This is a genomic window from Streptomyces hainanensis (assembly GCF_004348415.1).
GTDB lineage: Bacteria > Actinomycetota > Actinomycetes > Streptomycetales > Streptomycetaceae > Streptomyces > Streptomyces hainanensis.
Window position 1 is genome coordinate 1 of sequence record NZ_SMKI01000409.1, and the last position, 7107, is coordinate 7107.

The 7107-nt window shown below is 76.9% G+C and carries 6 protein-coding genes and 2 pseudogenes; 2 read left to right on the forward strand and 6 right to left on the reverse strand.

Annotation, left to right across the window (positions count from 1 at the left end; translation table 11 throughout):
- Positions 1 to 376: 376 nt before the first annotated feature.
- The 3 genes from tsaE to alr are packed head-to-tail and all read right to left on the reverse strand — an operon-like array spanning position 377 to position 3220.
- On the reverse strand, positions 377 to 883 hold the full coding sequence (gene tsaE / locus E1283_RS28455; RefSeq protein WP_132821039.1) for a tRNA (adenosine(37)-N6)-threonylcarbamoyltransferase complex ATPase subunit type 1 TsaE: 507 nt from the start codon (positions 881 to 883) through the stop codon (positions 377 to 379).
- Positions 867 to 2045, reverse strand: coding sequence for an alpha/beta fold hydrolase (locus E1283_RS28460; RefSeq protein WP_132821040.1), 1179 nt, complete (start codon positions 2043 to 2045; stop codon positions 867 to 869). The genes tsaE and E1283_RS28460 overlap by 17 nt, the downstream gene beginning before the upstream one ends.
- Positions 2042 to 3220, reverse strand: a complete 1179-nt coding sequence (alr, locus tag E1283_RS28465; RefSeq protein WP_207930557.1) for an alanine racemase — start codon at positions 3218 to 3220, stop codon at positions 2042 to 2044. The genes E1283_RS28460 and alr overlap by 4 nt, the downstream gene beginning before the upstream one ends.
- A gap of 122 nt (positions 3221 to 3342) precedes the next feature.
- On the opposite strand from alr, the gene E1283_RS28470 reads away from it, so the two are divergent.
- Positions 3343 to 4797, forward strand: a complete 1455-nt coding sequence (locus E1283_RS28470) for an NAD(P)H-hydrate dehydratase (RefSeq protein WP_132821041.1) — start codon at positions 3343 to 3345, stop codon at positions 4795 to 4797.
- Between the two features lie 8 nt (positions 4798 to 4805).
- Here E1283_RS28470 and E1283_RS28475 read toward each other — a convergent pair whose 3' ends face one another.
- Positions 4806 to 5174, reverse strand: coding sequence for a holo-ACP synthase (locus E1283_RS28475; RefSeq protein WP_132821042.1), 369 nt, complete (start codon positions 5172 to 5174; stop codon positions 4806 to 4808).
- A gap of 14 nt (positions 5175 to 5188) precedes the next feature.
- Positions 5189 to 5866 (reverse strand): annotated as a pseudogene (locus E1283_RS28480) (glutamine--fructose-6-phosphate transaminase (isomerizing)); the annotation flags it as partial.
- A 34-nt stretch (positions 5867 to 5900) separates the two neighbouring features.
- Between E1283_RS28480 and coaA the strand changes: the two are divergent.
- Positions 5901 to 6872 (forward strand): type I pantothenate kinase, encoded by a 972-nt coding sequence (coaA, locus tag E1283_RS28485; RefSeq protein ID WP_132821044.1) that lies wholly within the window; start codon positions 5901 to 5903, stop codon positions 6870 to 6872.
- A 6-nt stretch (positions 6873 to 6878) separates the two neighbouring features.
- Here the strand turns inward: coaA and E1283_RS39120 are convergent.
- A pseudogene (locus E1283_RS39120) lies at positions 6879 to 7107 on the reverse strand (hypothetical protein); the annotation flags it as partial.

The window sequence follows — 7107 nt, forward strand, 5'->3', positions numbered from 1 at the left end:
GGACCGAGGGCGAGGGTGAGCAGATGGGCTGAGCGCCACGCGGAGCGGCGCTGCCACCGGCCCCCGCGCGAGCCGCGGCGTAGCCGCCGGCGGCGCACGGCCCACGGGTCTCCGGCCCGGCGGCGTAGCCGCCAGACGGACGGGCCCGCCGGAGCCCGTCCCCCGCGCACAGCGCGGAAGGGCGGTCGGGTGGCAAAGCCCCGCGCGAAGCGCGGGAGCGCAGCCGCCGGCCTACGGCCCACCGGGCCCGCCAGGGCCCGACCCCCCGCGCGGAGCGCGGAAGCGCCGGCCGCAGGCCTCGCGCACCGCGCGCAAGAGAGGGCGGGTAGGTGGGGGGAAACCCCCGCGCCGCGGCGCGAGCCGCCGCCGGCGGCTGTCAGCCGGCCGGCTCGGCCAGTCGTTCCAGGCCCGCGTCGTGCCAGCGCGCGCCCACGGCGGTCAGGGACACCTCACGGGTGTCGTCGTCGGCGCCCGCCGTGCGGTGGATGACGACGTGCAGCCGTTCCTCCGACAGCTCCTCGACCCGGCCCTCGCCCCACTCGACCACCACCACCGACTCGGGCAGCGCCACGTCGAGGTCCAGGTCCTCCATCTCGTCCAGGCCGCCGGCCAGCCGGTAGGCGTCGACGTGCACCAGCGGCGGGCCGTCGGCCAGCGGCGGGTGGACCCGGGCGATGACGAAGGTGGGCGAGGTGACGGCGCCCCGCACCCCGAGCCCCTCGCCGATGCCGCGGGTCAGCGTCGTCTTGCCGGCGCCCAACTCCCCGGTGAGCAGCACCAGGTCGCCGGGACGCAGCAGGGCGGCCAGCCGGCGGCCGAGCTCGCGCATCCGGTCGGGTCCCGGGACGGTGAGCGCGACGGGCGCGTCAGACAGCTGGTTCATGAGGGTGGATGCTACGCGTCAGCAACCTGACCAGGGCCTCGTTGACCACGACCGGGGCCTCCAGGAGCACCAGATGCCCGGTGTCGGGCACCAGCAGCAGCTCGGCCGCCGGCAGTTCCTCGGCGATCCGCTGGCTGTGCGACGGCGGGGTCATCTCGTCCCGGTCGCCGGCCAGCACCAGCACCGGCAGGTCCTCCTCGAGACCGCGCAGCACGCCGAGCGCGGCCCACTTGTCGTGCTTGTGGAAGGCCGGGTAGAACTCGGCGACCACGTCCATCGGCACGGCCTCGATCAGCCGCTCGGCGAACCGGGCGACGGCGGGGTCGATGGACGCCGGCTCGCCGAACGAGTACTTCCGCACCAGGCCCGAGTACAGGTCGCCGACGGCCCGGCGGCCGCGCTCGACCAGCTCGGGCCGGGTGCCCAGCATCCGCAGCATGCCGGGGACGGCGCGGCGGACGGCGTTGATGACGGGGGCGGGGAAGCCGTAGGTGACGTCGATCAGGCCGCCGGCCGAGGTGCCGAGGAAGGCGATGCCGGTGACGCGTTCGGCGACGTACTCGGGGTACTGCTCGGCCAGCGCCATCACCGTCATGCCGCCCATGGAGTGGCCGACCAGGATGACGGGGCCCTCGGGCACGGTGGCGTCCAGCACGGCCTTGAGGTCGCGGCCGAGCTGGTCGATGCTGACGTCCTCGACGCGCTCGACCTGCGACGTGCCGCGCGCCGACCGGCCGTGGCTGCGCTGGTCCCAGTAGACGGCGCGGAACTGGCCGCGCAACGCGGCGCGTTGGAAGTGCCAGACGTCCTGGGCGAGGCAGTAGCCGTGGCTGAAGACCACGGTGGGGCGGCGGCTGGCGGGGCCGTGGCGGCGCAGCAGCCTGGTGAGCCGGCCGGGGGTCGGTGGCGGTCCCACCGCGGGCTCGGCCGCCGGCGTCGGATGGTCGGCGGGCTCGTCGATCTCGTAGTAGAGCTCGGTGCCGTCTTCCGCGAAGGTGGTGCCCGGGGTGCCGCGGAGGGTGCCGAACGGTCCCGCCGTGTCCAGCGCGAGCCGCGCCTGGCGGCGGAGCGAGCGCTGCACGCTCAGCCGCTCGACGGCCACCGTGGTCGCCACCGCGCCCAACGCGACGCCCGCTATGCCGGCCCGCCGCGCCCAGCTCATGACGCCGCCTCCGCCCGCCGGTCCTCGTCGCCGTGGTGGACGCGCGGCACCCGGGCGCCGATGCGGGTGACGATCTCGTAGCCGATGGTGCCGGTGGCCCTGGCCCAGTCCTCGACGGTGGGCTCGCCGTGGTCGCCGGGGCCGAAGAGCAGCGCCTCGTCGCCGGCCTCCGCGGCGTCGCCGCCCAGGTCGACGACGAACTGGTCCATGGCGACGGTGCCGGCCACCGTCCGCCACTTGCCGGCGACCAGCACCGGTCCGGTTCCCGAGGCGTGGCGGGGGATGCCGTCGGCGTATCCGGCGGGGATCAGCGCCAGCGTGGTGTCGCCCGGGGTGGTGTAGCGGTGGCCGTAGGAGACGCCGTGGCCGCCCGGCATCCGCTTGACGCCGGCCAGCGTGGCGCGCAGCGTCATCGCGGGCCGCAGCCCGAAGTCCTCGGGGGTGCCGACCTCGGGCGACGGCGAGACGCCGTAGACGGCGATGCCGGCGCGCACCAGGTCGTAGTGGGTGGCGGGCAGGGTGAGGAGGGCGGGCGAGTTCGCCAGGTGGCGCACCTCGGGCCGCAGCCCGGCGCGTTCGGCGACGGCCAGGGCCTCGGCGAAGGCCTCCTCTTGGGCGGCGATCGACGGGTCGCCCGGCTCGTCGGCCCTGGCCAGGTGCGACCAGACGCCGGCGACCAGCACCGCGCCCTCGGCCTCGGCGGCACGGGCGGCGGCCGTCAGGTCGGCCCAGTCGGCGGGCGGGCAGCCGCCGCGGCCGAGCCCGGTGTCGACCTTGAGGTGGATCCTGGCCGGCCGGCCGGCGGCCCGGGCGGCCGCCACCGCCTCGGCCAGCGCCCAACGGGCGCTCACCGAGACGTCGATGTCGGCCTCCACCGCGCTCCGCCAGGGCCCGCCGGGCACCCAGAGCCAGCACAGCACCCGCCCGGTGTCCCCGGCGGCGCGCAGCGCCAACGCCTCCTCGGGCGTGGCGGCGCCGAGCCAGCCGGCGCCGGCCGCGCGGGCCGCCCTCGCGCAGGGCAGCAGCCCGTGGCCGTAGGCGTCTGCCTTGACCACGGCCATCAACGCGGCACCGCCGGTGAGGCGTCCGCGGAGCGCGCGCACGTTGGAGCGCACCGCGGCCAGATCGATATCGGCGCGCAGACGCCGGGTTTCGGGCAGGACGTGATCGTTCATTGCCCTCCAGTGTCGCAGGAACCCTGGATTTCGCCGCCCGGACCGCCCGAAAGCGCGGTCCCGTTCCGGACTCTCCCGAGGTTGCCTGCGCCGCCGCGACCGACACGGGCCAGACTGGTGCCATGAGGACGGCCTATCGCGTGGAGACGGTGCGGACCGCCGAGCGGGCACTGATGGACCGGCTGCCGGCGGGCACCCTGATGGCCAGGGCCGCCGCCGGCCTCGCGGCGGCCTGCGCCGACCTGCTGCCGTCCGGGCGTTCCCGGCGCGTGGTGCTGCTGGTGGGCGGGGGCGACAACGGCGGCGACGCGCTCTACGCCGGCGCCCGGCTGGCCCGGCGCGGCGTCGGCGTGACGGCGGTGCTGCTCGCCCCCGACCGCGCGCACCCCGGCGGCCTGGCCGCGCTCCGCGCCGCCGGCGGCCGCACCACCACGCCGGACGCCGCGGCCGCCGCGCTGGCCCGCGCCGACCTGGTGGTGGACGGCATCACCGGCATCGGCGGCCGGGGCGGACTGCGCCCGGCCGCCGCCGAGTTGGCCCGGGCGGTGGCCGCCGCCGGCGCGCCGGTGATCGCCGTGGACCTGCCGAGCGGCGTCGACCCGGACACCGGCGAGGTGCACGGCGACGCGGTGCGCGCCGCGCTCACCGTCACCTTCGGCACCCACAAGCCGGGGCTGCTGGTCGATCCGGCCGCCGAGTACGCCGGCCGGGTGCGGCTCGTCGACATCGGCCTCGGCCCCGAACTGCCGCCCGGCCCGGACCTGACGGCCCTCGAACCGGCCGACGTGGCGGCGCTGCTGCCCCGCCCCGGCGCGGAGAGCGACAAGTACCGGCGCGGCGTCGTCGGCATCGCCGCCGGCTCGGCCCGCTACCCCGGCGCGGCGGTGCTGGCGGTCGGCGGCGCGCTGCGCGGCGGCGCCGGCGCCGTGCGCTACGCGGGCCCGGCCGACGCGGCCGTCATCGCCCGCTACCCCGAGGCGCTGGTCTCCACCGGGCTGCCGCACCGGGCCGGCCGCGTGCAGTCCTGGGTGGTCGGCCCCGGCGTCGGCGACGACCGGGAGGCCCGCGAGCGGGTCGCGGACGTGCTGGACGCGGACGTGCCGGTGCTGATCGACGCGGACGGCCTGCGCGGCCTCGACCCGGCCCGGGTGCGGGCCCGCAGCGCGCCGACCGTGCTCACCCCGCACGCCGGCGAGGCGGCGGCGCTGCTCGGCACCAGCCGCCCCGAGGTGGAGGCCGGCCGGCTGGCCGCCGTCCGGGCGCTCGCCGACCGGTTCGGGGCGGTGGCGCTGCTCAAGGGCTCCACGACGCTGGTCGCCGACCCGGCCGGCGGCGCGGTACGCGCCAACCCCACCGGCACCGCCTGGCTCGCCACGGCCGGCAGCGGGGACGTGCTCTCCGGCCTGATCGGCGCCCTCCTCGCCGCCGGGCTCACGCCCCTGGACGCCGCCTCGGCCGGCGCCTACCTGCACGGCCTGGCCGGCACCCACGCCCCCGTGCCCCCCATGGCCTCGACCATCACGGAGGCCCTGCCGGCGGTCTGGCACGAACTCCTCGGCGAACCGCGCGGCCGCTGAGTACGGCCCTACCCCTCGGCGATCACCATGGCCGTCGCGACGCCCGCGTCGTGGCTGAGGGAGAGGTGCCACGCCCGCACCCCGAGTTCGGCCGCCCGGGCCGCGACGGAGCCGCGCACCGCGAGGGTGGGGCGGCCCGACCGTCCCTGCCGGACCTCGGCGTCCGTCCAGGCGAGCCCGCCCGGCGCGCCGAGCGCCTTGGCCACCGCCTCCTTCGCCGCGAACCTGGCCGCCAGCGACGCCACGCCGCGCCGCTCGCCGCCCGGCAGCCACAGCTCGTCCGCCACGAACAACCGGTCGACCAGCGCCGGCGTCCGCTCCAGCGACCGCTCGAACCGGCCCACGTCCGCCACGTCGATGCCCACGCCCACGATCACGCCGGCACCACTCCCCCGTCCGCGTCCGTGACCTCGTAGCGCACCTCGTCGAACTCCCGCCGCACCAACACCACCTGGTCGCGCTCCCCGGCGTCCAGCCGCACCACGTCCCGGACCGCCTCGCCCGCGAAGGCCGCCGCGTCCCCGGCCAGGAACGACTCGCCCTCCCCGAGTCCCACCGCCAGGGGCAGCCCCCGGTGCGCGCCCACCACCGCGTCGGGCTCGTCCGCGTGGACCGCCAGCAGCGTGAACTCGCCGCGCAGCGCCCGGCAGACCTGCCGCATCGCCTCGCCCAGCTCCCCGCACGACGAGAACGACTCGGCCAGCAGGTGGGCGACCGCCTCGGTGCCCGTCGCCGACTCCAGCCGGTGTCCACGCGCCGCGAGTTCCGCGCGCAGCTCCACGTCGTTGTCGATGTGGCCGCCGTGCACCACCGCCACCCGTCCCGCGTTGTCCAGCCGCGGCCGGCCGCCGCCGTGCGCGATGCCGCAGCCACCGGCGGGCGGCGGTCGGCGCGCCAGCTCGGCGCGCAGCTCCCCGAGCCGGCCCGGGGTCCACACCGTCGCCAGCCCGCCGTCCGCGAGCACCGCGACACCGGACGCGTCGTGGTCGGGCCGCTCCAGCCGGCCGAGCCCGGCGAGCAGCACATCGAGAGCGGACTGGACCCCTACGTAACCGACGATCCCGCGCATGCGGGCAGCGTAGCCCGGCCAGCAGAATGACCACGTGGCCACCTCGCTCCAGCACACCTCGCCCCCCACCCCCTACGTCGACCTGGGCCGCGACGAGTGGCGGGCGCTCCACGACCGCACCCCGCTGCCGCTGACCGCCGACGAGGTCGAGCGGCTGCGGGGACTCGGCGACGTCATCGACCTCGACGAGGTCCGGGAGATCTACCTGCCGCTCTCCCGACTGCTCAACCTCTACGTCGGCGCCACGATGGGGGCACCTCCCAGCGTTAGCTGGGGGAAGCTGCGCGGCGCGGTCTCCACGTTCCTCGGCGGGCCGCAGCCGACCACCCCGTTCGTGCTGGCCGTCGCCGGCAGCGTGGCCGTCGGCAAGTCGACGGTGGCCCGGCTGCTGCGGACGCTGCTGGCGCGCTGGCCGGAACACCCTCGGGTGGAGCTGGTCACCACCGACGGCTTCCTCTACCCCAACGCCGAGTTGGAGCAGCGCGGTCTGATGGCCCGCAAGGGCTTCCCCGAGTCGTACGACCGCCGCGCCCTCACGCGGTTCGTGGCCTCCGTCAAGGCCGGCCAGGAGGAGGTGAGCGCGCCGGTGTACTCGCACCACGTCTACGACATCGTGCCGGGCGAACGTCAGACGGTCCGCCGCCCCGACATCCTGATCATCGAGGGCCTCAACGTCCTCCAACCGGCCCTGCCGGGGCGCCTCGGGCTGGCCGACCACTTCGACTTCTCCCTCTACGTCGACGCCAGGACCTCGGACATCAGGGAGTGGTACCTCCACCGCTTCCGCGAGCTGCGGGCCACGGCCTTCCGGGACCCGAGCTCCTACTTCAGCCGCTACGCGGGCGTCCCCGAGGAGACGGCCCTCGCCTACGCGGAGCGCAACTGGCGGCAGATCAACGAGCCGAACCTGGTGGAGAACATCGCCCCCACGAAGGGGCGGGCGACGCTGGTCCTCCAGAAGGACCACACGCACACGGTGCGGAAGGTGCGGCTCCGCAAGCTCTGACACGCCTCACGTCCGGTCGTCCCGGCGGACGGCGTCGGCCGCCTTCCCGGCGTCCAGCAGCAGGCCCAGGGCGCTCTCGATCGGGTTGTGCCTGTCGGCCACGAGATCCCGCCAGGCCGCCGGCTGGAGCGCGGCCAGGACACCGCGTTTGATCTCGGCGTAGTCTCCGGCGCTGCGCGCGGCGGCTGCGGCCACCGGTCGGGTGCGCCGCGCTGCGCGCCGGGTTGTCCCCCGC